Annotated in this window: 23 protein-coding genes; 17 read left to right on the plus strand and 6 right to left on the minus strand. The window is 45.6% G+C overall.

Annotated features, from left to right (window positions below):
- Positions 1-49 precede the first annotated feature (49 nt).
- Entirely contained in the window at positions 50-1,267 is a 1,218-nt protein-coding gene (locus tag B1748_RS01840) for an MFS transporter (RefSeq protein ID WP_087566172.1), read from the minus strand.
- A 2-nt stretch (positions 1,268-1,269) separates the two neighbouring features.
- Positions 1,270-2,004, minus strand: a complete 735-nt coding sequence (locus B1748_RS01845; RefSeq protein ID WP_087566173.1) for a glycerophosphodiester phosphodiesterase — start codon at positions 2,002-2,004, stop codon at positions 1,270-1,272.
- Positions 2,005-2,282: 278 nt separating this feature from the next.
- On the opposite strand from B1748_RS01845, the gene B1748_RS01850 reads away from it, so the two are divergent.
- Entirely contained in the window at positions 2,283-2,483 is a 201-nt protein-coding gene (locus B1748_RS01850; RefSeq protein WP_087566174.1) for a copper ion binding protein, read from the plus strand.
- A 501-nt stretch (positions 2,484-2,984) separates the two neighbouring features.
- On the plus strand, positions 2,985-3,836 hold the full coding sequence (locus tag B1748_RS01855; RefSeq protein WP_087566175.1) for a DUF421 domain-containing protein: 852 nt from the start codon (positions 2,985-2,987) through the stop codon (positions 3,834-3,836).
- 75 nt (positions 3,837-3,911) lie between these two features.
- Here the strand turns inward: B1748_RS01855 and B1748_RS01860 are convergent, their stop codons facing one another.
- Positions 3,912-4,658, minus strand: coding sequence for a hypothetical protein (locus tag B1748_RS01860; RefSeq protein ID WP_087566176.1), 747 nt, complete (start codon positions 4,656-4,658; stop codon positions 3,912-3,914).
- 366 nt (positions 4,659-5,024) lie between these two features.
- Between B1748_RS01860 and coxB the strand changes: the two genes are divergently transcribed.
- The 13 genes from coxB to B1748_RS01925 all read left to right on the plus strand — a co-directional run bounded on the left by coxB (position 5,025) and on the right by B1748_RS01925 (position 16,599).
- The gene (gene coxB, locus B1748_RS01865) at positions 5,025-6,080 is read left to right on the plus strand and encodes a cytochrome c oxidase subunit II (RefSeq protein ID WP_087566177.1); all 1,056 of its coding nucleotides are present in this window, start codon (positions 5,025-5,027) and stop codon (positions 6,078-6,080) included.
- Between the two features lie 11 nt (positions 6,081-6,091).
- Entirely contained in the window at positions 6,092-7,993 is a 1,902-nt protein-coding gene (gene ctaD, locus B1748_RS01870) for a cytochrome c oxidase subunit I (protein WP_087566178.1), read from the plus strand.
- Positions 7,990-8,607 carry a cytochrome (ubi)quinol oxidase subunit III gene (locus B1748_RS01875; RefSeq protein ID WP_087566179.1) on the plus strand — a complete coding sequence of 206 codons (618 nt, stop codon included), beginning with the start codon at positions 7,990-7,992 and terminating at the stop codon, positions 8,605-8,607. The genes ctaD and B1748_RS01875 overlap by 4 nt, the downstream gene beginning before the upstream one ends.
- A gap of 4 nt (positions 8,608-8,611) precedes the next feature.
- Entirely contained in the window at positions 8,612-8,929 is a 318-nt protein-coding gene (locus tag B1748_RS01880; RefSeq protein WP_087566180.1) for a cytochrome C oxidase subunit IV family protein, read from the plus strand.
- 125 nt (positions 8,930-9,054) lie between these two features.
- A complete protein-coding gene (gene ctaG, locus B1748_RS01885; RefSeq protein ID WP_087566181.1) occupies positions 9,055-9,963 on the plus strand; it encodes a cytochrome c oxidase assembly factor CtaG in 909 nt (302 codons plus the stop codon).
- Positions 9,964-10,025: 62 nt separating this feature from the next.
- A complete protein-coding gene (locus B1748_RS01890; protein ID WP_179215321.1) occupies positions 10,026-10,487 on the plus strand; it encodes a DUF420 domain-containing protein in 462 nt (153 codons plus the stop codon).
- Between the two features lie 6 nt (positions 10,488-10,493).
- Positions 10,494-11,552: an acyltransferase gene (locus tag B1748_RS01895; RefSeq protein ID WP_087566182.1), complete on the plus strand. Its 1,059-nt coding sequence runs from the start codon at positions 10,494-10,496 to the stop codon at positions 11,550-11,552.
- Positions 11,553-11,766: 214 nt separating this feature from the next.
- Positions 11,767-12,489 (plus strand): hypothetical protein, encoded by a 723-nt coding sequence (locus B1748_RS01900; RefSeq protein WP_087566183.1) that lies wholly within the window; start codon positions 11,767-11,769, stop codon positions 12,487-12,489.
- Positions 12,490-12,512: 23 nt separating this feature from the next.
- A complete protein-coding gene (locus B1748_RS01905) occupies positions 12,513-12,917 on the plus strand; it encodes a GntR family transcriptional regulator (protein ID WP_087566184.1) in 405 nt (134 codons plus the stop codon).
- Positions 12,914-13,858: an ABC transporter ATP-binding protein gene (locus B1748_RS01910; RefSeq protein ID WP_087566185.1), complete on the plus strand. Its 945-nt coding sequence runs from the start codon at positions 12,914-12,916 to the stop codon at positions 13,856-13,858. The genes B1748_RS01905 and B1748_RS01910 overlap by 4 nt, the downstream gene beginning before the upstream one ends.
- Entirely contained in the window at positions 13,855-14,757 is a 903-nt protein-coding gene (locus tag B1748_RS01915) for an ABC transporter ATP-binding protein (protein ID WP_087566186.1), read from the plus strand. Before B1748_RS01910 ends, B1748_RS01915 begins: the two co-directional genes overlap by 4 nt.
- Positions 14,750-16,057, plus strand: a complete 1,308-nt coding sequence (locus B1748_RS01920) for an ABC transporter permease (RefSeq protein ID WP_087566187.1) — start codon at positions 14,750-14,752, stop codon at positions 16,055-16,057. Before B1748_RS01915 ends, B1748_RS01920 begins: the two co-directional genes overlap by 8 nt.
- A gap of 59 nt (positions 16,058-16,116) precedes the next feature.
- Complete coding sequence (locus B1748_RS01925) at positions 16,117-16,599, plus strand: small multi-drug export protein (protein ID WP_087566188.1); 483 nt, start codon at positions 16,117-16,119, stop codon at positions 16,597-16,599.
- A gap of 191 nt (positions 16,600-16,790) precedes the next feature.
- Here the strand turns inward: B1748_RS01925 and B1748_RS37895 are convergent, their stop codons facing one another.
- The 3 genes from B1748_RS37895 to B1748_RS01940 all read right to left on the minus strand — a co-directional run bounded on the left by B1748_RS37895 (position 16,791) and on the right by B1748_RS01940 (position 19,149).
- The gene (locus tag B1748_RS37895; RefSeq protein WP_373271245.1) at positions 16,791-17,033 is read right to left on the minus strand and encodes an IS3 family transposase; all 243 of its coding nucleotides are present in this window, start codon (positions 17,031-17,033) and stop codon (positions 16,791-16,793) included.
- Between the two features lie 709 nt (positions 17,034-17,742).
- Positions 17,743-17,922: a hypothetical protein gene (locus B1748_RS36270; protein ID WP_143810219.1), complete on the minus strand. Its 180-nt coding sequence runs from the start codon at positions 17,920-17,922 to the stop codon at positions 17,743-17,745.
- Between the two features lie 270 nt (positions 17,923-18,192).
- Positions 18,193-19,149: a hypothetical protein gene (locus B1748_RS01940; protein WP_087566190.1), complete on the minus strand. Its 957-nt coding sequence runs from the start codon at positions 19,147-19,149 to the stop codon at positions 18,193-18,195.
- A 189-nt stretch (positions 19,150-19,338) separates the two neighbouring features.
- Between B1748_RS01940 and B1748_RS01945 the strand changes: the two genes are divergently transcribed.
- Together B1748_RS01945 and B1748_RS01950 are read left to right on the plus strand one after the other, a co-directional pair.
- Positions 19,339-22,599: a serine/threonine-protein kinase gene (locus tag B1748_RS01945; protein WP_087566191.1), complete on the plus strand. Its 3,261-nt coding sequence runs from the start codon at positions 19,339-19,341 to the stop codon at positions 22,597-22,599.
- Entirely contained in the window at positions 22,586-23,974 is a 1,389-nt protein-coding gene (locus B1748_RS01950) for a hypothetical protein (RefSeq protein ID WP_087566192.1), read from the plus strand. The genes B1748_RS01945 and B1748_RS01950 overlap by 14 nt, the downstream gene beginning before the upstream one ends.
- The last annotated feature ends 642 nt before the right edge of the window (positions 23,975-24,616 follow it).

Consider the following 24,616-nt stretch of genomic DNA (forward strand, 5'->3'; position numbering starts at 1 on the left):
TGGACGGAGGTCCTGACATCGCCATTGTTGTTTAACGCTGAATTAAACGCTACATAGTAACAGGCGGCTGTACGGGAAGAGACTTGCCCTGATCGCGAACGCCTAGCAGAAATAACAACGCAATGACCATCCCGGCGGCTGCGATATAGAACAGCATGGCGTATCCCATCCAATCGATAATGACGCCCATCAATGGCGGAGAGGAGATGGCGGCGATGGATGAGGCAATATAATAGATGCCGGTACGCGTGCCGATACTGCTCTCTTCGCCCAACTGGACGATGAACGGATAAGAGTTAATGTTGATGCACGCCCAGAAAACTCCTCCTATGAGCAGCATGATCCGCAAGAGCAGCACCGATTCGATCAGCGAGACCAACGAAAAGACGACGATAAGGCCGATTATGCCAAGCAGAATGATCTTTTTTTTGCCGAATCGATTGCCTAGCATTCCACAAGGGATGGCCGCGATGACAAAAGAGAGCGAAAAAAAGGCGAGCGAAAATGCCGCAGCGCTGTCCGTCATGCCCAGCCGATTCGTTCCATAGAGCGTAAACAAGGCTTCGACTCCTTGGTAGGAGAAAAACCAAAAGAAAATCGCCCCTAACAGAAACAGCGTAGGCTTATTCCATTCTTTTCGGTAGTCGCCAGGCTGCGCTTCCGCTTTGCGTTCCAAGACGAAGCTGGCGGCATGCGGTTCCCGAATGACGAAAAACAATACCGTCAAACAAAGCAGCGTAAGTACGGATGAGGTTAGAAAGGGCAGCGACGTATGCCAGTCGTTTAAATAAGCGCCTCCGGCAAAAGCAAGGATGGAGCCTACGCCTCCCATGAAATTAATGATGCCGTTAGCCTGCGTTCGCTTCCCCGGCGGTGTCAAATCCGGCATCAGAGCTACGGCAGGCGATCGGTATAGGCTCATGGAGAGATTCATAAGCACCATAAACAGAATCAACGTCACGATTCCGTTATGCCATGGAATTAACGCTCCGAACACGGCGGCCAGCGGCATGCCGATGAGCAGGAAGGGCATCCGTTTGCCGAACTTTGTGCGGGTCCGGTCACTCTTGCGTCCGATCCAGGGCTGGAGGAACATCGCAAAGTAATTGTCGATCGTCATCATGAAGCCGATAAGCCCCACGTTCTTAATAAAATGCTCCAAATAGAGCGGCACATAAGCGTTGTACAAAGCCCATGTAATGCTGATGCTAAAGAAGCCGAGACCAAGCAGCCAAATTTTTCGCGGGGCGTAGGCTATGGCAGTCATCGCTACCTCCTGCTCTGAATGAGCTTGTGCAGCCGGTCGGGATAATCCGTAATGATGCCGGCAACACCTGCTTCGATAAGACGGAGCATCTCTGCTTCTTCATTAACGGTGAAGGGGTGATAGACGATGCCGGCTTCTTCCGCTTCCTTCACCCATTCGGGGAGGACGGCAAAATGATACGCGTGCAAGGCATCCGCATTCAGCGTCGCGGCATATTCCCAAGGCCGATATAAGCCTTCCATATATAAAATGCCCGTGCGAATGTCCGGGGCCAGCGACTTGCAGAGCGCCAGCGAATAATGATTGAAGCTGGACAGGACGACGCGATCGGCCAAGCCTGCCTGGCGTACGGCCGAGATAACTTCGGCTTCCATTCCCGGATATTGGACGGCTCCGTTCTTCAGTTCCAGATTAAGAATAAGCTCTGATTCCGCGGCCAATGCCAGCAGCTGATCCAAGGTCGGAATACGTTCGCCGGCAAACGACGCGTCGAACCAACTGCCGGCATCGAGCTGGCAAATGGCTTCGTAATCGGTGTCAACGACGAGCCGCGCCGTGCCGGCCGTTCGTTGCAGCGACTCGTCGTGAATACAGACGAGCACGCCATCCTTCGTTCGTTGAATGTCTGTCTCAATGCCGGTTGCGCCTAGCTCCAGAGCACGGGCGAATGCGGCCATCGTATTCTCGGGACAATAAGCGCTGGCACCTCGATGGGCGAAGTTGATCATGGATTTCATGGGGACACATCCTTTTTCCTTTTTAATTAGAAGTATACCGCTGTTATGTTCGAACCATGTTAAACGCGGGAGTTGATTTTATTCAAAAAAACGCTTACAAGATGATCGTAGCATATACGAAGTAAGATGAATAGGGGAGACGAAAGAACGAAAGACTGGTCAATTACCGAGGAATAAAATGCGACTTTACATACCCTTGGGGGGTATGATAACATAAGGGTTAGAAAGGCATACCCCGGGGTGGTATTAACTAAAAACCAGAATGGAGGATGATAACAATGGCAAACGTTGTATTAAAAGTAGAAGGCATGAGCTGCGGTCATTGCGTGAGTTCGGTAGAGAAAGCGGTAAGCGAAGTTGGCGCGAGCGGTCAGGTCAGCCTGGCGGACAAGAAAGTAACGGTGGAGTATGATGAAGCTAAAGTAAGTCTGGATGCCATTAAAGCGGCAATCGAGGAACAAGGATACGATGTGGGGTAATCGGAAAGGGTAAATAAAATAATAGCCGAGAATTGGACAGGGCTGCCCTGTCGGCGACAATCGTCGCCGGCCAGGCAGCCCTTATTGCATATATTTAACCTGCCATGTCCTTAATCAGGACGGCATATTATCCCCGCAGCTTATCGTAAACAGCATGTGCATCACAGTTGTTTGTGCGTCTTATTTTTCCCAAAACAACGAAAGCCCTACCTCTCTTCCGTCCTTGCGGCTCCATTGACCGCGCCAGTGTGAATCAGAAAAACAGTTGAAACATGAGCCTAGATTCGTTAGTCAAGATGATCAAATACAGAGGGTATAGTTGATTCTTACTGGGGATCTATAGGGGTTAAATATTACATTCTTATTATCATATCATCATAAGTAGAATAATGCAAGTATAATTTGTCTCCCAATTCGTCAAAAATACGGCGAGAGAAGCTGCCCCGGGAATGACATTGGTTTTGTTGGACATCATAGGATGATAAGGGAGGGATTCTTGAAATGCCGGAGTGGATCGAGATTGTCATTCGAACGCTGGCTGCCATGGCAGTTCTGTTCATTCTGACGAAAGTGCTTGGCAAACGCCAAATATCGGAGTTGTCGCTTTTCGAATACATTACGGGCATCTCCATCGGTAACATTGCCGCTTACGTATCGTTGGATCTGGACAACTTATGGTACCTCGGAATCGTATCGCTGCTGGTGTGGGTTAGCGTATCGGTAGGCATCGAATATTGGACCGTTAAGAATAGAAAGGTCAGGGATCTTGTTGACGGAAAAGGCAGGGTGCTCATCAAGGACGGCAAATTGTTGAAGGAGCAACTGAAGAAGGAAAGGCTGACCCTGGACGAGCTTTTGGAGCAGCTTAGAAGCAAGGATGCCTATCGCGTGGCGGATGTCGAATTCGCCGTGATGGAGTCAAGCGGAGAGCTTAATGTATTAATGAAGAAACAGTATCAGCCCATCACCCCGGATATGCTGGGATGGAAGATGGCGGAGGAGAAGCCGCCGCATACGCTTGTCATGGATGGCATCGTATTAGAGAAGGAATTGGAGCTTTCGGGCGTAACGAGGGATTGGCTGCGTCATAAGCTGAGTCAGCAGAAGCTGAAGCTTGAGGATGTATTGCTGGCACAGTTGGACAGCGACGGCATAACGCTTCATATTCAAATGGCCGATGGACGAAGTTTTCCTCAAAAGAAAGCGGACAAACCTGCCGATCGAATACGCCAAATGACCGCTCAGCTTGAGGACGAACTGAAGCGGCTGGAGCAAGCAGCCCGCAACGAAGCGGACAGGCAAGCCTATCGCTCCGCTCTCGACCGTCTTCAAACGGGCTTGAAGGGGAAATAACTGCCGCAAAAAGCATGCGAGGAGCTCCCATGCCATGGTAAGCTCCTCGTGTTTCTTCTATAATAAATGTTACGATTAGCGTCTGTTGAACTTGCGCAGCTGCCAATCCTGCGGCGAGTAGTGACCGGGTTCCGTAATGGGGGCGGGACGTTCCGCAGCCCCGTCGAATTCGTATTGAACAACTTTGTTGAAGGTGTCGACCAAAGGCGTTAACGATCGGCCGGCCCAGGCTTCCGAAGCGAAACGAACAAAATAATTGTTGAACTCCATATTGGCGGAAATATGAACCTCCTGGATCATAGGGGATTCTTCGCGAATGCGCTTCGCAATCGTCTGTTTCAATTCATTGGACAAGTTCTGGTGGTCCATAACGGTAAAGAAGGAATTATACGGAGTCACGATAGTGTAAGGATTGCTGTAAGGCGAACCGGAATCGGCATTGAATACGCCGCCGTTGGAGCCGGTATTATTTTGCTCGTCCGTACCGCCCTTCGCTTTCGTACCCGCTGCAGACCAATCCAATAAAATCGCTACATAAGCGTTTTTGTCCGTCAGCATAACAATCCCATTCGCTACGCCATTGAGCGAGCCGATCTTGTTCGACAGCATGGAGCTGTATTCGAAAAAGGCATTGTCATGCTGCCCCGCGTCGGTATTCGTGGACCCATACGCCTTCAGTCCCTGCATCTTGGGATCTCCGGGCTTCCTGCTTCCATAGTCCGAGTCGGAATGCTGCATAGACTTCTTGTAGCCGCAAGCCGAAACGGCAATGACCAAGAGCAAGGACAACAGGATGATACCGGCCCGTCGCATCATCGTCATTGGCTTACCTCCAATCCTAATTGGGATGATGTTAGTGTCCGTTCCCGCGAGGTAAAACATACGCCTTAGGAAAGCATACATAAATGACCATGGGTTTGGTGCACAATGAAAGGTAAACGAAGCTTTAAAGCACGGCTGCAAATACCGCCGCAATAGCCCGAAAGAGCGCTAAAATATCCGTTTTTGACAGCTTTGAGAACAATTTGTGAACTCTCTGTGGAACATTGACAAAAGAGAGCGTCAACTTTATATTTAATAAAGTGTTTAAAGTTGCACGAGATGTAACAACAGCTGTGAAACACGCAGCAGGCCGCTTGCCACGTGAAAAAATGGCCGCTGCGAAAACGTCAAAAGTGGGGTTGATTAATGATGAATCGGTGGCAATTTGTAAGACGGCTGGCACCGCTGATGGCCATGATGGCATTGGTGCTTGCGGCATGCGGACGAGAAGACTTGTCTACGCTGAATCCTCAAGGGCCGGTAGCGGAAGAGCAATTCGGATTGATGAAGACGGCGATTATCATTATGGGCATCGTTGTTGTTGTCGTATTCGCCCTTGCTTTGTATGTCATTATCCGGTTCCGCAGACGTTCGGGAGACAAGACCATTCCTAAGCAGGTAGAGGGTAGCCACAAACTTGAGGTTATCTGGACCGTCATTCCGATCATCTTGCTCGTGATCCTGGCCGTTCCTACTTTGCAATCGGTGTTTAACTTGTCCAAGGATTACAGCAATGACCCTGATGCAGTTAAAGTCATCGTGACTTCTCATCAGTACTGGTGGGAGTTCGAGTATCCGGAGTTAGGCATCAAGACTGCGCAGGAGCTGGTCATTCCAACCGGCAAGACGATCGCGATCGAAGCGAAGACGGCTGACGTGATTCACTCCTTCTGGGTTCCGTCGCTGGCAGGCAAGATCGACACGAATCCAAGCGGCAATGAGAACCATATGTATTTCTCCGCGCCGAAAGAAGGCGTTTACTTGGGTAAATGCGCCGAATTGTGCGGACCGTCCCATGGCCTGATGGATTTTAAAGTAAAATCCGTCGATGGCGCAGCGTTCGACCGCTGGGCAGCAGCGATCAAAGAGCCCGTTGCTCTTCCATCCGACCCGGCAATAGCAGAAGTGTTCCAAAGCAAATGCCTGGTATGCCATGCAATTGGCGACTTGGGCGTACAAGCTTATCCGAACCTGTCTGGCATTGCAAGCCGCAATAGCGTCGGTGGTATTCTTGTCAACGTAGAAGCTGATGATAAGCAATACAAACACGAAGATACTGTATATAACAATCTCTATAATTGGATCAAGGATCCAGAGGCGGTTAAGCCCGGCAATCTGATGTCGAACCGATACGAATTGACCGAGGACGAGCTGGAAGGGATTGCACAATACTTGTCTGAGTTAACGTTAGATTACGAATAATATCATCAGCGATGAAGGAGGCGCCTACCTTGGCTCATGCACATGCAGTCAAACGTTACAGCGGTCTTATGGACTGGCTTACAACGGTTGACCATAAGAAAATCGGTATTTTGTATTTGATAGCAGGGGGATTCTTTTTTCTCGTCGGCGGACTTGAAGCGATCCTGATCCGGATTCAGCTATGGGCTCCGCAAAATGATTTCGTTGGAGCGGATACATACAACGAATTGATTACGATGCACGGCACAACCATGATCTTCCTTGCGGCAATGCCGCTCCTGTTCGCCTTTATGAACGCGGTCGTGCCGCTTCAGATCGGCGCGCGGGACGTCGCATTTCCGTTCGTGAATTCATTAGGTTTTTGGACATTTTTCTTCGGCGGCTTGCTGCTTAATGTCAGCTGGATCGTCGGCGATGTGCCAGACGCAGGTTGGACGGCGTATGCGCCGCTGGCAGGAACCACCTATAGTAATGATCATGGTATGGATTATTACGTATTGGGCCTGCAGATTGCCGGTATTGGTACTTTGATCGGCGGTATCAACTTTCTTGTAACGATTATCAACATGCGTGCACCTGGCATGACATTTATGCGGATGCCATTGTTCACTTGGACGGCATTTATCACGTCCGCATTGATCCTGTTCGCATTCCCAGCGCTTACTGTCGGGCTTGCGGCCTTGATGTTCGATCGGTTGTTCAGCGCGAATTTCTTCGATCCTACCGCAGGCGGCAACGCAGTATTGTGGGAGCATATTTTCTGGATTTTCGGGCATCCTGAGGTATACATCCTCATTCTGCCGGCCTTCGGTATTATCTCCGAGGTTATCAGTACGTTTTCGCGCAAGCGTCTGTTCGGCTACAGCTCCATGGTATTCGCGACGATTTTGATCGGATTCCTGGGCTTCATGGTATGGGCGCATCATATGTTTACAACAGGTCTTGGTCCCGTTGCGAACGCATTGTTCTCTATTGCAACAATGTTGATTGCCGTTCCAACAGGCATCAAAATCTTTAACTGGCTGTTTACCATGTGGGGCGGTTCGATCAAATTTACATCCGCCAACCTGTATGCGGTCGGATTCGTACCAACTTTCGTTATGGGCGGCGTTACAGGCGTCATGCTGGCATCGGCCCCCGCCGACTTCCAGTATCATGATACCTACTTCGTCGTAGCGCATTTCCACTACGTTATCGTAGGCGGTCTGGTATTGGGTATTTTTGCAGGCTTGCATTACTGGTGGCCTAAGATGTTCGGACGGGTGTTAAACGAGACGCTCGGCAAGATCACATTCTGGACATTCTTTATCGGCTTCCACTTGACATTCTTCATTCAGCACTTCTTGGGCTTGCTCGGGATGCCGCGTCGGATCTGGCAGTACCTGGATGGCATCGGCTTTAACGAGATGAACATGATTAGTACGGTCGGCGCTTTGCTGATGGGCGTAGGCACAATCTTGTTCCTGATGAACGTTGTAGTAACAATGGCTAAACCTAAAAATGCGCCAGCAGATCCTTGGGAAGACGGACGTACGCTGGAGTGGACGATTCCATCGCCTCCGCCAGAGTACAACTTCGCGCAAACTCCGCTTGTTCGCGGTTATGACGCGTATTGGAAAGAGAAGATGGAAGGCCACAAAGGCATGACGCCTGCGGAGCCGATCGGTCCGATTCATATGCCGTCTCCATCGATTCTGCCATTCTTTATGGGTGTTGGCTTGTTCGTTGCAGGCTTCGGGTTTATGTACGCTCCGGATTGGGGTCACATTGGAGCGCTTAAGACGGGACACTTCATCGGAATTATCGGCCTTGCCACTACATTGTTGTGTATGGTGCTCCGGTCCATGATCGATGACCACGGCTTCCATATCGAAGAAGACGAAATTCTGAAGGACTTGGGGGGGAAAGCATGAGTGCACATACGCATGTAGAAGGGCAATTGCCCCATGAGCCGGAGAAGGCTACCCTCGAGGGACGCAATAAAGTATTAGGTTTCTGGTTATTCCTCGGCGGCGAGACCGTTCTATTCGGTACTTTGTTCGCGGCGTACCTGTCGCTTCGGGATCAAGTGCTCGAAGGACCTACCGCCAATCATTTGTTCGATCTCATGCTGGTTGCTATCGCGACTGCGATCCTGCTTACATCCAGCTTGACAAGCGTGTTCGCGATTCAAGCGATGCATCAGAAAAATGTAAAAAGCCTGATTGGCTGGTTGATCGTTACGGTAGTCTTGGGAGCTTCATTCCTGGGGCTTGAGATTTACGAGTTCTACCACTATGTTCACGAAGGTCACGGCTTCACGACAAGCGCGTTCAGCTCTTCGTTCTACACGCTGGTCGGCTTCCACGGCGCGCACGTGTTGTTCGGTATTGTATGGATCACGCTTCTGATCATCCAATTGTCCCGCAAGGGACTAAATGTTGTAACGGCGCCTAAGGTATACGTAGCCGGGATGTACTGGCACTTTATCGACGTTGTGTGGGTATTCATCTTCACGGTTGTTTACCTGATGGGAAAGGTGGTTTAACGGTATGGCAAGCAATCACGGAGCCGCTGAGCAACGCACCAAACATCACAAGGTTGAAGGTCCCAAAAAACATGTCGTTGCGTTTATCTTCTCGATTCTGCTGACTTTCATCGCATTTGCGACTGTGATAAGCGGAGAAATTAATAAAGACTTTATCTATGTTATTTTAATGGGTACGGCTTTCCTTCAAGTTTTTGTACAGATGGCATTTTGGATGCACATGAAGGATCGCGGTCACACATTCGCGATTATCGGAATTCTGTTCGGTGTAGTCATCGTCTTTACAGCTGTGATCATGGCAGAATATTGGGTTTGGTGGTAATCGTAACTCCGGACCGATAAGAATTGAAGAGAGGAGGGTCCCAGTCAGCGGGTCCCTCTTCTTTCCGTAAGATTGGCATTTCTTGCCGTTCGGGTATGCTGTACAGGAGAAAGGAGCCTTCCAAGATGTTTGGCTTAAACGAATACTTCACTTTTGAGCAATTATGGTCGCCCATGTTTCTATTCGGAGTTATTGCGGTGGTCATTCTGTATTTCTATTTGATAGGACCATGGAGAGAGAAACATTTTCCGCAGGAGCCGACTGCGACGACGCTTCAGAAGATGCTGTTTATCGGAGCCGCGTTATTATTTTATTTGGCGCAGGGCGGTCCTCTTAGCCTAATGGGTCACTTGACGTTTACCTATCATATGGTGAATATGGCCATTTCGTATTTGATCGTTCCCCCGATGGTCCTGCTTGCGCTGCCGGCTTTTTTATGGAGGAGAATGTTTGGAGCCCCTTTCTGGAAGAAGCTCTCCTTCTTGATGCATCCGATCTCCACTCTCGTTTTGTTTAATATGTTATTCTCGCTGTACCATGTGCCGCTGATCCATGATTATGTGATGACGAACTTCACGGTTCATCGTCTATATTACGCAGCTCTGTTCATTACATCCTTTATGATGTGGTGGCAAGTCGCTTGTCCTGTTCCGGAGTGGTCGAAATTAACCGATCTCAAGCGAATGGCCTACGTATTCGCCAATGGCGTATTGCTTACGCCAGCATGCGCGCTTATTATCTTCTCGCCTGGTGACTTGTACGCAACGTACAACGATCCAGAAGTGTGGGTAAAGGCGATGGGGTATTGTATCTCCGGCGATACGAGTTACTTGTTGACTCAATATGGCGGTCCGGAATTTTTTAACCTGGTTGGTTCCGAAAATGACCAGCAATTGGGCGGGATTGTCATGAAGCTTGTTCAAGAGCTGATGTACGGCCTTATTTTGGCGTATATCTTTAAGCAATGGTTCAAGCGCGAGCATACGGAAGACGATGATTTGCCGAATCCTAATCCGAATCCAGGCGCGGTTTAAGGGCCTCCCCGGAGATCCCATTATCAAATCCTATTGACTATTGACGCATGGAGTGGATGACAGTGGACTTGAATATTTTAATGCCGACCGTCAGCACCTTTTTTATCGTCTTGAGTGCGACGCTCGTGGCATTTGGTTGGCGGCTTGCGGTTAAGCGCAAGCTTGAGCAGCATCAAAAGATGATGGTGAGTGCAGCGATCGCGGCCATTTTGTTTTTTATTATTTATGCCTCGAGAACCTTTATTATTGGCAGTACGCCATATAACGGACCCGATGGCCTCAAGCCTTATTATCTGGTATTTTTGTTGTTCCATATCACGCTGGCAACAGTGGCCGCCGTATTCGGCATAACGACGATCGTACTCGGCTACAAAAAGAAGTTTGCGAGACATCGTAAGCTGGGCCGATTTACTTCGATCATCTGGTTTATTACGGCCATTACAGGAACAGCTGTCTATTCGATTCTGTACGTGCTTTACCCGGCGGCCGATGCCAAGCCGTTGTTCGAAGCGATCTTCGGTTAAAGGGCTATGTCAAACAAAAAAGCCAATATTGTCGAGATTCATATCGTGCGCGCCATTGCTATCATTGCCGTTGTATTGATCCACGCGACAGCCACGCCCCGTACGGAGGTGCCATGGGGCAGCTTGTCGGCCCCTTTCTATTATGTTGCGAATAGTTTAAGCATGTTCGCCGTACCGCTGTTTCTCATGCTGAGCGGCCTGGTGCTCTTTTATCGATATCATGACGACTGGAGTATGGGGCAGGCGCTGGCCTTCTATAAGAAACGGCTAAAGTTTGTCGTGATTCCTTATTTGGTGTGGTCGGTGCTCTATTATTTCTTTAATCGGATTGCCTATCACCAGCCGCTCGAATTCGATCCCGAGCTGTTCCTCAAGATGTTGTTGTGGGGGGACGCGAGCTATCACTTGTATTTCATGTCGATTATCATCCAGTTGTACTTGATTTTCCCCTTGCTGATGGGGATCGTACATTGGCTAAAGCTAAAGGCATGGCATATGGCGGTGCTGGCGATCCTGATCCAAAGTGTGTTCCTGTACATCCATCATGAAGTGTATTTGTTCGAACATAAGGCGACATTGATTTGGAATTATTTCGCTGTATTCGGCATCGGAGCCGCAATTGGAATGCGCTACGGCAAGTTCGCCGAACGCTGGAGACATGTGGCATGGACTGGACCGCTGGCCATACTGGTCGGGTTCATGTATTTGTTATTCGTGTTCTCGTCGCAAGCCGGAGCGATCTACCCGACGTCTGTTTACGCGATTACGTACAGCCTTTATACTGTGTTAATCGGGATCAGTCTTATCTGGGGCGGCAAAATAATGGTGGAGCAAAAGGTCCGAATTCTCCCCTGGATGATGGCCTTGGGATCAGCCTCATTCGGTATCTACTTCATTCATCCGGCGATCCAGACGGTCATGGGCAAGCTGTTTAAACAGGAGCTTGGCAGTGCCTACTACCATGTATATGTCATCTCGCTTCTTGTCACGATGCTTGGACTATCGTTTGCCATTGTCCATCTCACAAAAAAAATCAAGCTGTCCTGGCTGCTTTGGGGCAAATAAAGATGCCGCTATAACCTTTATTTTGGTCGTTGCAAACGACTGGAGTAGAGGTTTTTTGCTGTGTACAAAGAATTTTATTTTTTCGTTCCAGCGCTTGACATCCACTATACCTGTGAATATACTGTGTATATAGATATATACAGTATATAAACACAGTCGCTTGAGCGGCATTGTAGCAGCGATAATGATGTTATGTTCGGGAGGCAAGAAAAACATGGGGAAATGGAAGGGCGCTTGGTTCTTGGTAAGAAGCGAGTTGATGTGGGCAAGATGGAAGTTCATCATGCCGGTGCTGTTCGTTGGAGTGATGCTATTGTTCATGGTACCGTTCTTCAGCGACGGGCTGAACGGGGAAGCAGAAGTTTTCTCCTACTTGGGAATCGACTTGTATGCGCTGCTGTTGTTTCCCTGTCTGGGAATGATGGGGACGCAGGCTAACTTTTACTGGAAGACGGATATGTATACGAAGAAGCTTGAAGTATGGAGGACATTGCCGATTTCGCTGGGGCAGATCGCGCTCGGCAAGTTCTTGCTTTACCTGACGGTGTCGCTGCCTTGCATGATCCTGTTTTTTACCGGCTTTTATTTCAGCGTTCATTTCATGAATCCCAGCTTCGAGTTTCAAGCGTTCCTGCAATTTGCGATCTTTTGGATATTCTACACATTGGTTGCGGGATTCCTGTACTTGTACGTAGAGATCGGCTACAAAGGGAACACGTACTTCTGGTATTGCATGCTCCTTGCTTTCGGAGCGCTCGGAGCGTTGATCGGCATTACGATATGGACGAAGGAAAGCTTGTTGGTCAACAGCTACAATACGGTGCTTAACGGCGGGTGGTGGCTGCCGATCGGGGCAATCGCGTTCTCGGCCGTCTGCATTCCGCTAGGACTCCGCCGCATCGAGAAGAGATTAAGAAAGCGCGACTTATCCAAGTGAAGGAAAAAGGCGGGTGAAATCAAGTGAGGCTGCCCATCCAAATTAACGAACAAAGCGCGGAACCGCTGTATCATCAAATAAAAGTCCAGCTTAGGGCGCTTATTGTTAGCGGCCAGCTTGAAGAAGACACCTTGCTGCCTTCCATCCGGGAACTGGCCCAGACCGTCAAGTGCAGCGTCATTACCGTCAAGCGGGTGTACAGCGATCTGGAGACGGAGGGACTGCTCCGAACGCGGCAAGGCACCGGCACTTATGTGGCAAAGGTCGGCGATCAGGAGCGCGACAAACATCGGTTATCCGTAGTAATCGAAGCGCTGGACCAAGCCGTCGGAGCCGGCAAGCGGGTGCAATGCACGGAAGAGGAGCTCGAAGGTCTGTTCCGCGAAGCGGTACGCAAACATTACGATCCGGGAGGAGAACAACCATGAGCGATTGGAAGGCGGAAACCGCGATTTCATTCGAGAACGTATCGGTGCGGAAATCGGATTTCGTGCTGGGTCCGACAACGCTGGACATTCCAGGCGGCTACATTACCGCCATCGTCGGACCGAATGGGAGCGGAAAAAGCACATTGTTCCGCATGGCGCTGGATCTGGCGAAGCCCGATTATGGCAAAGTGACGGTGCTTGGCCAAGAAATCGGCAGCGGCGATGATGACGAGCTCAAGCAGCATATCGGTTATGTCCCCGAGGAGCCCTACGCTCATGAGTCGAGGCTCAAGGGCAGCGACAAAGCGAAGATTAACGGGTTCTGGTACAAGGGATGGGATCTGTTCCGCTATCAAGAGCTGCTTCATATTCTTCAGGTTAATGATCATCAGCTGCTGGGCAAGATGTCCAAGGGCATGCGAAGAAAGACGGAGCTGGCGCTCGCGCTGGCTCATAACCCGGAGCTGCTGCTGCTCGACGAACCTTCTTCCGGACTTGATCCGCTGGCCTGGAAGATAATGATCGATCTGCTGCACCGCCATATGGATCAAGGCGACCGCACCATATTAATGACGAGCCATATCGTGGACGAAGTGAAACGGCTGGCGGATTTCATCGTATTTATGGCGCAAGGCAAGGTGCTGGGCTTCTACGAGAAAGACGAATTATTTAGCAGTTGGTTCACTTATTATGTCAGCGGCGAAGGGATCGAAGCCAGGGATCTGGCCGATATGCCTGGTCAAACCGGCATTGAGTTCGCAGGATTGAACACGTTTCGCGTAACGACAGGCAAAGCGCAGGATGCCGAAGCCTGGTGTGCGGATGCCGGACTTACTGTCGTTAGCAAATCCGCGATGGAACTGGATGAAATTATGGCGGCTCTGCTTCACGGCATTGGGCTGGAAACAAAAGCAAACGAAGCGAGGGGATTGAGAAGATGAAGCCATTGGTGGTCGAAAACGTAACGAAGCAATACGCGGACAAAACGGCGGTAAACAACAACTCATTCGAAGTGGGCGAAGGCGAAATCTACGGCTTGCTAGGCGCAAACGGCGCCGGCAAAACGACGACGATGCGGATGGTGCTGGGGCTGATCTTTCCCGACGAAGGAAAGATATTGTACAACGGCAAACCGTACAGCAATGAACAACTTAGCAAGCTCGGATATTTGCCCGAGGAGCGAGGTCTCTATCCCAAGGTTAAGGTAAGCGACCAGATCATTTATTTGTCACAGCTTCGCGGCATGTCGAAAGGAGATGCCGATCGCAATCTCAAGTACTGGCTTGAGAAGTTCGAGGTTCCCGAATACTACAACAAGAAGGTCGAGGAGCTGTCCAAAGGGAACCAGCAAAAAATCCAGTTCATCGCGGCGGTAAATCATAAGCCTCAGATCGTTATTATGGACGAGGCGTTCAGCGGACTTGACCCTGTTAACGTAGAGCTGTTGAAATCGACCGTCAAGGAGCTTCGCGATTCCGGTACGAGCATCTTGTTCTCGACGCACCGCATGGAGCATGTCGAGGAGCTGTGCCGCAATATTACGATTCTTCATCGCTCAAACACGGTGTTGAAGGGCAGTCTGAAGGAAATCAAAAAGCGGTTTCCGAGAGAACGGGTAATATTGGGCACGGATCATGCAATCGGCGGCATTGAAAGAATAGCCGGCGTTACCGGCGTCACGAGGACAGAGCAAGGCTACGATATCCAGATCTCGATGGAGTCGGCAGGAGCGGAAATTTTGAAGCTGGCGATGGAGCAAGCAAACGTGAACCATTTTGAAATCAAGGAACCGACGTTAAACGAAATCTTTATCCGAACGGTGGGTGATCGTCATGAATAGTTTCTGGACGGTAGTAGGGTTTACGATCCGCAATAAGGTCAAAGGCAAAGCATTTGTTATTACAACGCTTATTATCGCGCTAGTTATCAGTATCGGCATTAATCTTCCTTATATCATCGAACAGTTCGACAAAGGCGATAAAGCAACAAATGTGGGCTACGTCCAGATGGCGGGCGAGGATAACCAGTCCACGGGCGACAGCTTGAAGGCTTTCTACGAGGCTCAAGAGAATCCGAGCATTGTTATGGTGCCGTTCGAGGACAAAGGCGATGCCGCAGCTAACGAAACCATGCTGAAGAAAGCCATCGAGGATGGCGAAATCAAAGGATATCTGGAATTCGGCACCGAGCTGACGGAAAACGGATTCCCGGTTATGACTTACAAATCCGAGAAGCTGATGGAATTCAGCATGACGGAATCGCTTCAAGGCTCGTTGATCCTCATTCGCCAGGCGAACATTCTTAAGGATGCGGGACTGTCGGACGAACAGATGGCGCAGCTGTCTGCGCCGATCAAAATTGATACGGTCCAAATCTATACGGGCGAAGGCGGCTATGAAGGCTCCGGTCGAACGCCTCAGGAGCAAGGCGTAAATATGGGCGTCGTCTACGTGATGATCATCTTCCTGTTTATGGCCATTATGACCTCCGGCAACATGATCGCTTCGGAAATTACGGCGGAGAAGAGCTCCCGCGTTATGGAAATTCTGATTACGAGCGTCTCGCCGCTCAAGCAGATGTTCGGCAAAATCTTCGGCATGTTCGTCGTCGTCATCATCCAGGTCGCCTTCTACATCGCGGTTATCCTGGGCAACGCGTCCATGCCGCATAACAAAGGCGCGCTTGGCAATCTCGACATCGATCTGTCGCTTGTCGATCCGCTTCTGATCATCTATGCCGTACTGTTCTTCTTTACAGGTTTCTTCCTGTTCGCGACACTGTACGCAGCAGTAGGTTCCATCGTCAGCCGGACGGAGGATCTCGGCCAAGCGGTAATGCCAATGACCTTTATCTCGCTTGCCGGCTTCTACATTGCGATTTTCAGCATCAGCACGCCGGACAGCATGCTTGTCACCGTCACATCGTACATCCCGCTGTTCTCGCCGTTTACGATGCTGCTCCGTCTGGGATTGACGGAAGTCGCGATGTGGGAGACGCTGCTATCCTTCGGCATCCTGCTCGTCTCGATCTACGTGTCGGTATACGTCTCGGCTAAAATCTACCGCACGGGCGTGCTGATGTACGGCAAACGTCCTTCGTGGAAAGAGATTCGCAAAGCTATGAAGGCTTATAAGATTTAAACATCACACATTGTAATCGATGGCAGTAAGGTTATGACTTGGAAAAGGATGATGACAAGTTGGAACAGTTTTTGCAGCAGCTGCAAGATTCAAATCCGATATTACAGTTCTTTGGGGTTATGATTGTGGGAATGATCCCATTTATCGAAGGATACTTTGCAGTACCTGTGGGGATTGCGATCGGGTTCCCTGCAGTGTTGACGATAGTAGCAGCAATCGCCGGAAACTGGATTTCGGTTATGGTTGTTATCTTGGCTAGTGATCGCGTTAAGCAGTGGCTGCAAAGAAGAAAAACGTCCGAACGTAAACAAGAAAAGCAAAATAAACGTCTAGAACGCGGACAGAAACTATTCCATAAGTACGGTGTTCCCGGAGTCTCGCTTCTAGGTCCGTTGTTGATCGGAGACCATATCGCGGCTTTAGTTTGTATCGCCTCGGGTGCATCGAAACGCTATGTGATGATTTGGCAAACGATTGCCATAGTAGTATGGGCTGTCGGAATGGGGATTCTGGTGTTGTTAGGAATTAATGTTGTAAGGTAGTTCTGCTCCGGCGTCCTGCTGTATGCAAGCCGCCGACGTGGCAGGAGCTGAGCAAGGCGATGATGGCGTTCAATGTGTAGGCAGGGATCAAGAGATTTATTGTGAATAACGGTTATCATTGAGACAGAAGTAAGTAATAACTGAGAGAATACATCATGGTCAAGACCCCATTTCTCGGGCATTGAAAAAAACTAGGCTGCAAGCTGGCGTCGGTACTCTACCGGCGTCAGCTTGTTTAGCTTACGTTGTGGGCGGCGGAAGTTGTAAAATTCGATATAATCCTCAATTCGCCCTTTGTGCCTCTTCCAGACTTCGGATATCATAGGGTTAGAGTCCTTCAAATTTGAGATGAGAGAAGAAGCTCTCCATGGAAGCATTGTCATAACAGTTGCCTCTGTGCGACATGCTGATTTGGGTGCCAATTGTTGCAGCATGTCGTGGTAATCGTGAGACTGGAAGCCTTGATCGCTTATCCAGTCACGTCTTTTGTCTTCTTGATGGCTTTCCTGAACGCCTCTAGAACAAGTACCTTGTCGTTGTGTAAGCTCAGGTGGTAGGCAACCCGTCTCAATGTTGAAGAGATATTTGATGACGGAGAGGTACACCCACGTATCCAAGACGCGGTACTGGCTCACATCGGTAACCCATCTTTGGTGCGGCTCATCGTCTTCGAAATCGCGCTTCAATACGATTTTATGTGACACGATCGCCTACAGAGGCAGCGTAGTTACAGCGGTGTTTAAGGCGAGTCTTCGCTTCTATTTGCAGAGCATCTTAACCTCATATTCCACTGCTAATTTCCTGCTTGCTGCATATTTCTTTGCTACACCTCCTGCATCCAGATTTTCGAATACTTTTTTAAACGGCATTACGCTAATGCTCCTAAAATCAATGTTTCCGGGAGAAAAGGATCAATTATTTATATCGACTTTAGGAGTTTTTCAGTTTCTCCGATCCAGCAGTCCGATATATTCGAATTGTGGGACATGGAAATACGCAAAACAATTTTTCTAGTCTTGCGGATGTGAGCATATTCGGTAAAAACTTGATTGCGAATGCTGGTTATGAAACGAGATTGGAGTGCTTTCGGAGGTATGCAACCATTTTCAGCGGTACTCCGATTGTCAAAATCGATTTCTCAGTCTACAGAGAAGGAACCAAGTCTCTGGAAATCAGCGCCGGCTTCGCCAGCAAAACGTCAGTCAGCAGAAATTCCAGCAATATTACGGCCGGGAAAACATATCGGCTAATCCAGTGTATCAAACCGGATGGCATCACATCGAACGTTTTCGTCCGGTTGAAGGTTTTTGACAGCAGCGGCACGCAGCTTTCCGTCTTGGAGAACCCTATGTTATCGGGAACGAATAATTTGACGTTGGTTGAAAAGGAGCTTCAGGCTCCAGCCAGCGCAGTAAAGATGGAATGGATAGTTTTTTTGATACGGGCACCGGAACCGCTTGGTTTGAAGACGGAACTTTGTATAAATTAAGTTAGTATGGTCTATTACGAGCATCGCGTTAGATTGGTGTGATAATACTGGGAAGGGTCGGCAGAGTGTCCGACTCGTTCTGTCATAAGGCGTCAGAGTTTATTTTAGCTTGGTAATGATTTAGAATTGCTTCCAAAGAATTTATTTCTTATTAAATCGACTACTACAGCAAGAGCGATAAGTTCGTATATTTTGGCAATGACGATATGTCCAAATTGTATGAACTTCAAAGTGTGATTGTTGCTAATGAGTTTTAAAGCACTACTAGTATATGTTGTACCGTCTATAATCGGCATTGAATAGTGCAAACTAAACGCGAAGTAAAAGGATTGAAAAAACTCAAGAAGTTCTAAAAGGACGCCCTGTTTATCTGAATGCATTTGTATTTGATAATTATAGAAGGTTGAATAGAGTAAGTCCGGTAATATAACTAAGACCAGTACAGATACAGTAGGTGCAACAACTTTAACTGAAACAGAACTGTAGGTTGTACTATTCAGCCAGGCTCGTAATATCATAAAGACACGAAATAAAGCATAGGCAGTGAGCCCGTGGAGCATCATGACGACAAAAAAAGATCGCACTTCAGATAAGCTAATTATTTTTGAAAATGTACTATCAGGAAAGAACGTAGCAATAACCGCTGAAAAAATTGTGACAGCAAAATAAGTAGATAGCAGAACCCCTACTCCCCATGTAAAAACCTTAACAAACAACATATAAAGCTGGAAAGGGACTTCTTCGCTTCGCTTAAGAAAATAGTCTTCCAGAAGCCCACCTAATTTAAAAGCATAATAAGTCCAAAAGAAGCAAAATAGAAGAACACATATAGCGAAATTAATGTTAAGTATGATTTTTGGAAAGAATGGGGCCAGTCCCAAAAATAAATATACCAATATAGAAGGGAGCTTTGTAAGGCAAGAATAGACGATATCACCAACAATTTTAATGAATAGGAACAACATCAGAATGATATTAATCTCTATCTTGGTGGAAGCAACAGAAGCAATTACCGTGGCAAACATATAAGCAACTATTTGCAATGATCTTCTCATTTCCATTTTAAGTATCCCAACCCTAACGATTTCTTAATGAAAGTATTTTTCCGATTTCGAAAATATAGTATTTCGGGACTAGACTGGAGACCCAATGTACTATTAAGACTAACACGACTAGAACCTCTATGCCACTACATTTATGGTAAAATTATGATATAATATGAGGAAAATAAAAGAAAATGAGGTCGAGATATGTCGTCAAATACAAGGTTCATGGAGAAAATTGCTGAAACAGAAATTTCAATTGTCTCTAAGTATTTTGACACGGTTAGAGAGCGCTATTTTGTTATTAAGGAAGTAAAGAATTTAGATCATTATGCTAAGATTTTCTTCGAAAGAGAAGTAAGTGCTCTTAGAAGGTTGAATCATAAAAACATCGTTAAGATGGATGAGTATGAAATAACACCTCCCCTTGATGGTAAAGTTTCCGGAAAGATTTATTTGGAACATATCCCTGGTGAAGAGCTTTTAACTATAAACCGATCACTTATTGAACCCAGTGATAAAATAAAAATCATTATTCAATTAGTGGATGCAGTAGAGGCGGCTCATAGTCAATCTATTATACATAGAGATATTAAGCCTTCAAATATAATGATTATTGATTATAGACAGCTTAAACTAATCGATTTTGGGCTCTCAAAAATAAAAGGAATGATTACGGGTGATACCATCTATAAATATGGATCTAACTCCTATTCTGCTCCTGAAGTGGGATATCATCCTGAAAATGCCTCGTATCAAAGTGACATCTACTCTGTTGGTGCAACAATTTACTTTCTATTAACGGGGAAAGAACCTGATCTCCCAGAATACTTGATGAGTTCTATTGAACAAAACTCGGACGTCACTCCACGTCTTAAGCGATTGCTACTAAAGGCGGTAGAACCTGACTTAAAAAAACGATATGAAACAATTACTGACTTTAAAAGAGACTTAAATACGATAATGGTGGAGCTATTATCCGAATCAAGCTTTGCGATTGGATTTCCCTTAGAGTTACTTAACAAGGCGAAACTTCAAAAATATGTACCTTCTAACTTAAATATTCATGAATTTATAAGTAATTATCTAGATAAATGGTTCGGACAAGAAGTCTATGGTTTTATAGACTCAAAGCTGGAAAGTGCAACGCTACAAAATGGGGAGACCGTATCCTTTTATTGTCCTCACGGTTACCTCTTAGAATGTATTTATAAAGAAGAGGACGAACGCTTTATTATCAGTGCACTTAAGTACATTCAACCCAAATATAGAAACGTTATTCAGAAAAAGTATCTGCGAATAAACGGGAAACCGGTCTTCTTTCATTCCATGGGATATCAACAGAGGGAACAATTTAAAACCTATGAGATTGTGAATGAGTTAGTTGATCATAGGATGGATTATCAATCTGATGAAAGCAAGCAGACCGAATTTGAACGTTTTTTTGGACTCTGGTCCGATTATCTTGATAAAGAAAAGGAATTAATTATTTCGGCTGCTGAAAGCGTGGAGTACACAGACTTCAATTATAGTCACTCAGATAAAACTATGGAGTTCGAATTGATTGATTCTAATGTTGAAAATTTGGGTTTTACCAATGAAACGACTATTGTTTATGATCCAGACTTTATGGAGCCCGAAAGGGGCAAAAGGTCAAAACCCGTAGTTATCGGAAAATTTAAAGAAATTGTATTTTATGATGAAAAGATTTACTTGATCGTGAAAGTAACAAACCGAGTACAAAATATCCCTCAAAAAGGTATTCTTGTGGAAGATTATCGTGTTAAGTTCGGATTAATTGATAAACAAAAAAGAGCCATTCGTGCTTTAAGCAACGATGAAGCGTTATGTAATGAGAATTTAAAGGACATTATTCTTGGTTTTGAAACACCTAAGTCTCTGGATAGTTTTAATTCAATTGAGTTTTTTAATCAACGAATAGATTCTAACCAGAAAGAAGCTGTAAAAGTAGCTCTAAATACATCTTCAATTGCACTTATTCAAGGACCACCGGGAACCGGTAAGACAACAGTGATTAGAGAAGTTGTAAATCAAATATTGAACCGTAATGATTTAAATATCTCACAAGAAAAATATAAAACCTTAATTGTTTCTCAGTCACATACCGCAGTAGATAATGTGATAGAAGGACTTCATTTCCCACAAAATCTTAACACAAAAATCATCCGCATCGGTGCAGACGAAAACATCTTACCGGCAATTCGGGATAGATATAGCGTCAATAATGCCAGGAATGTTTGGGAAAGAGAAACCAAAGAAGCATCTTGTCAAAAAATGAAACAACTTGCAGTACATTATGGAATTGATTTCTTGGAATTAGTTAAGTATGTTGATTTGAAGTCAAAGTTGCAAAAAACTGATGAAGAACTATTGATTGTTCAACAAATTGAAGCGATGTATAATGATGACCTCGAAAAAGCACGTATTTTAAGAACTGCAATGATTCAGAATGATTGGATAACTAGATTGGGACTGGCAAAAGATTCAGAAGCACGATTAATAGAAAACGCAACTATTGTAGCAGGTACTTGCACAGGGTTTAATTCCAATCCATCTACAAAAAATATGAGATTTGACTATGTAATCGTGGATGAAGGTGCTAAAGCGAGTGTACCTGAACTATTAATACCACTATTAAAAGGAAGTCGGTTGATATTAGTAGGTGATCATAAACAGTTGCCCCCTGTTTTAAACATCGAAGCAATTAAGCGAAGTACATTAGGTAAAAGGGAAGACTTTGAGAACGGAATGTTTAAGCATTTGTACGATAATTTCCCTGATACGAATCGAATCCGCTTGACTACTCAATATAGAATGCATCGAATAATTGGTAATATGATAAGTAAGGTTTTTTATGGCAACGAAATTCAAACGGGAATTGATGATTCTGAACGTTTGCATTCGTTGAACTTATTCAAGGGAAAACAACTATTATGGGTTAGTACAAGCAAGCTTTACAATCGCAGAGAAACCTATAATTCCAAAAATAAAGCATTTAAAAACCACAAGGAGATTCAAATAATAAAAAAGATGCTATTGGATCTTGACAGAGAAGAGTGTACTCAAGGATATGAAATAGCAGTAATTACGGGATACAATTTGCAAAAAACAATTATCAAGGATTTTGTTAACAGAACAGGATTTAAAAATATCAGGAATATAGAAGTCAATACAGTAGATTCATATCAAGGGAAAGATAAAGATATTGTCATCTATAGTACCGTCCGGAGTAACACATTCAGAGATATTGGATTCCAGAAATCTGAGAATAGAATTAATGTAGCTTTATCAAGAGCAAGAAAACTGCTTGTTATTGTAGGTGACAAAGATCACTTTATGAATAATGCAGAACCCACCAATAGACTTCCCGATATTATTCGATATATCTCTCAAACAGAGGGATGTGAAATCATCGATTGTAAGGAGCAGGCACATGCGAGAAAATGATCATATATTAGACTTGAGAGCAAAAATGCCGCCTCAATTAGAGGGGAATCGTTTCATTAAGTCAATTACGATTGGTTTACCTTTTGTACGGATGAAGTTGAATATCACTACACGAAGGGAGTATCATGTGCCTCTGGCACATGAAGCCGTTCTACGTTTAATAGAAGAAAAATGGAATAGCTACGATCAGATCCGAGAGATTTTAGGTATAGATCAGGATTATTTTGACAATATTCTTTTAGAACTTGGCGAATCTGATTATATTACTCACCTAGGTAGAAAACTAGCGTTATCGGATATAGGAAGAAAGGTTCTCACGGAACTAAAGTCGATTCGGATTGAACCAGATTTTATGGAAAATGTGCATGTGAACATGCTTACAGGTGAAATTATTAAAGAAGAGAGTGAATATTTTTTTAAGTATAGAGAAAGGGCAAAGTGTGAGGTTTATCTTAATAACAAGATAGATCTTTCAGGTAATTTTCTTGTCAACCATGAGCAAGAGATCAGGGAACTTTATAATGTAAGAATCGGTGAGGATAGAAGTAAATCGATGAGTGATGACACTGTGGGAGAAGATGAATTGTATCGTGTCATTAATATTGAAGACTATATTGTTGTTTATGAAGAGCTCCTTGCACATGTATATTATTCACATGAAACACAGAGACTCAATTATTACTTGACAAATGAAGATGATGTGAACAATGAATTGCATTATAGCTGCCTAAAAGATCAATTACGGGATCATCCGAAATCTTTCGATGGAGTATACAGTACTCTAATGTACAAAAAGCATAAAGATTCCAACTTGTTTAACTGGTACTCTGGCGAAAAATATTCTTTACCAGCTTTACAGCATAATAGAGAAGGGTTAGCATTGCTTTTATCAAATACAGACATTCAACTTGAGCAAATTAGCAGCCGTTACTATACGGACAGATTGTTGATGTATCGTGAATATCAAGAAATACTCAAAGCGCTCACTACAAAAACACCTTATGAACTTGTAATTATTACCGATCAGTTTTATGATTTGCAAAATAGTGAATATAACTTACTGACACTTATAGAAACCTTATCACAAAAATCTAAAATATATTTTGGTTATAGTTCTTCGTCGAGAACTGTTATATCTAAGATCAAAAAAAAGAATGTAAAAGAAGTACACTTTAAAGAGTTTTCAGATATTCGGGGCACTAGAATAATAATTAATAACGAGTATATGATTGCAATTCATCTAGATCCTTTCCGGGTAGGAAGCGAGTATATTATTGAGGAGATTGGAATACTGACGTATGATCAGGAACAGATCTCGATTGTCAAAGATCTTTTTCAAGAACTTTTTCCGGCACCAGTGACCGAGAAAACCTAATTTAGTCGATCCTTGTACATTTAGAGGAGGATTTAATGAACTAACAAAGTATATCATTTTTTTTATCGATAATCTAATGCATTGGTGGCATTTTAAAGAGAGCCTATTAATAAGCAAATATTATTAGGAGGCTAATATGAAAATCGAACTAAAATAAACGTCTAGAATGTGGACAAAAGCTATTCCATATGTTCGGTGTTCCCAGAGTGTCCTTCTAGGTCCATTGTTGATCGGAAACCATATCACGGCTTAAGTTTGTATCGCCTCGGGTGCATTGAAACGATACGTGATGATTTGGCAAACTATTTTCATAGTAGTATGGGCTGTCGGAGTGGGGATTTTGGTGTAGTTAGGAATTAATGTTGTAAAGTAGTTCCGCTTTTTTTTGTTCCTGGCTGGCCGCCAGGCTGTACCGCGCCGACGTCCTGCTGTCTGGCAAACCGCCGACATGGTAGGAGCTGCGCAAGGCGATGATGGCGTTCGATTTTAACTGAGACGAATGGCAATACATGTTTGAGACATAAAAGACCCTTGATATATCAAAAAAAGTTGATGTATCAAGGTTTTTTTATTTCTTTACGGAACAGTTTGAACAAACGGTGGATCGAAAGTAGGGTTCTGCAGCGACAAACTTTCTGTGAT

This window comes from Paenibacillus sp. MY03 (assembly GCF_002165585.1).
Lineage (GTDB): Bacteria > Bacillota > Bacilli > Paenibacillales > Paenibacillaceae > Pristimantibacillus > Pristimantibacillus agaridevorans.

What these genes read in the sequence shown, in the direction of transcription:
- ctaG (WP_087566181.1), top strand. Translation starts at nt 9,055, where the DNA reads ATGTTTGGCTTAAACGAATACTTCACTTTTGAGCAATTATGGTCGCCC.
- B1748_RS01910 (WP_087566185.1), top strand. Translation starts at nt 12,914, where the DNA reads ATGAGCGATTGGAAGGCGGAAACCGCGATTTCATTCGAGAACGTATCG.
- B1748_RS01900 (WP_087566183.1), top strand. Translation starts at nt 11,767, where the DNA reads ATGGGGAAATGGAAGGGCGCTTGGTTCTTGGTAAGAAGCGAGTTGATG.
- B1748_RS01855 (WP_087566175.1), top strand. Translation starts at nt 2,985, where the DNA reads ATGCCGGAGTGGATCGAGATTGTCATTCGAACGCTGGCTGCCATGGCA.
- B1748_RS01860 (WP_087566176.1), bottom strand. Translation starts at nt 4,658, where the DNA reads ATGACGATGATGCGACGGGCCGGTATCATCCTGTTGTCCTTGCTCTTG.
- B1748_RS01915 (WP_087566186.1), top strand. Translation starts at nt 13,855, where the DNA reads ATGAAGCCATTGGTGGTCGAAAACGTAACGAAGCAATACGCGGACAAA.
- ctaD (WP_087566178.1), top strand. Translation starts at nt 6,092, where the DNA reads ATGAAGGAGGCGCCTACCTTGGCTCATGCACATGCAGTCAAACGTTAC.
- B1748_RS01875 (WP_087566179.1), top strand. Translation starts at nt 7,990, where the DNA reads ATGAGTGCACATACGCATGTAGAAGGGCAATTGCCCCATGAGCCGGAG.
- B1748_RS37895 (WP_373271245.1), bottom strand. Translation starts at nt 17,033, where the DNA reads ATGCTGCAACAATTGGCACCCAAATCAGCATGTCGCACAGAGGCAACT.
- B1748_RS01850 (WP_087566174.1), top strand. Translation starts at nt 2,283, where the DNA reads ATGGCAAACGTTGTATTAAAAGTAGAAGGCATGAGCTGCGGTCATTGC.
- B1748_RS01950 (WP_087566192.1), top strand. Translation starts at nt 22,586, where the DNA reads ATGCGAGAAAATGATCATATATTAGACTTGAGAGCAAAAATGCCGCCT.
- B1748_RS01940 (WP_087566190.1), bottom strand. Translation starts at nt 19,149, where the DNA reads ATGGAAATGAGAAGATCATTGCAAATAGTTGCTTATATGTTTGCCACG.
- coxB (WP_087566177.1), top strand. Translation starts at nt 5,025, where the DNA reads ATGATGAATCGGTGGCAATTTGTAAGACGGCTGGCACCGCTGATGGCC.
- B1748_RS01945 (WP_087566191.1), top strand. Translation starts at nt 19,339, where the DNA reads ATGTCGTCAAATACAAGGTTCATGGAGAAAATTGCTGAAACAGAAATT.
- B1748_RS01845 (WP_087566173.1), bottom strand. Translation starts at nt 2,004, where the DNA reads ATGAAATCCATGATCAACTTCGCCCATCGAGGTGCCAGCGCTTATTGT.
- B1748_RS01840 (WP_087566172.1), bottom strand. Translation starts at nt 1,267, where the DNA reads ATGACTGCCATAGCCTACGCCCCGCGAAAAATTTGGCTGCTTGGTCTC.
- B1748_RS01920 (WP_087566187.1), top strand. Translation starts at nt 14,750, where the DNA reads ATGAATAGTTTCTGGACGGTAGTAGGGTTTACGATCCGCAATAAGGTC.
- B1748_RS01880 (WP_087566180.1), top strand. Translation starts at nt 8,612, where the DNA reads ATGGCAAGCAATCACGGAGCCGCTGAGCAACGCACCAAACATCACAAG.
- B1748_RS01895 (WP_087566182.1), top strand. Translation starts at nt 10,494, where the DNA reads ATGTCAAACAAAAAAGCCAATATTGTCGAGATTCATATCGTGCGCGCC.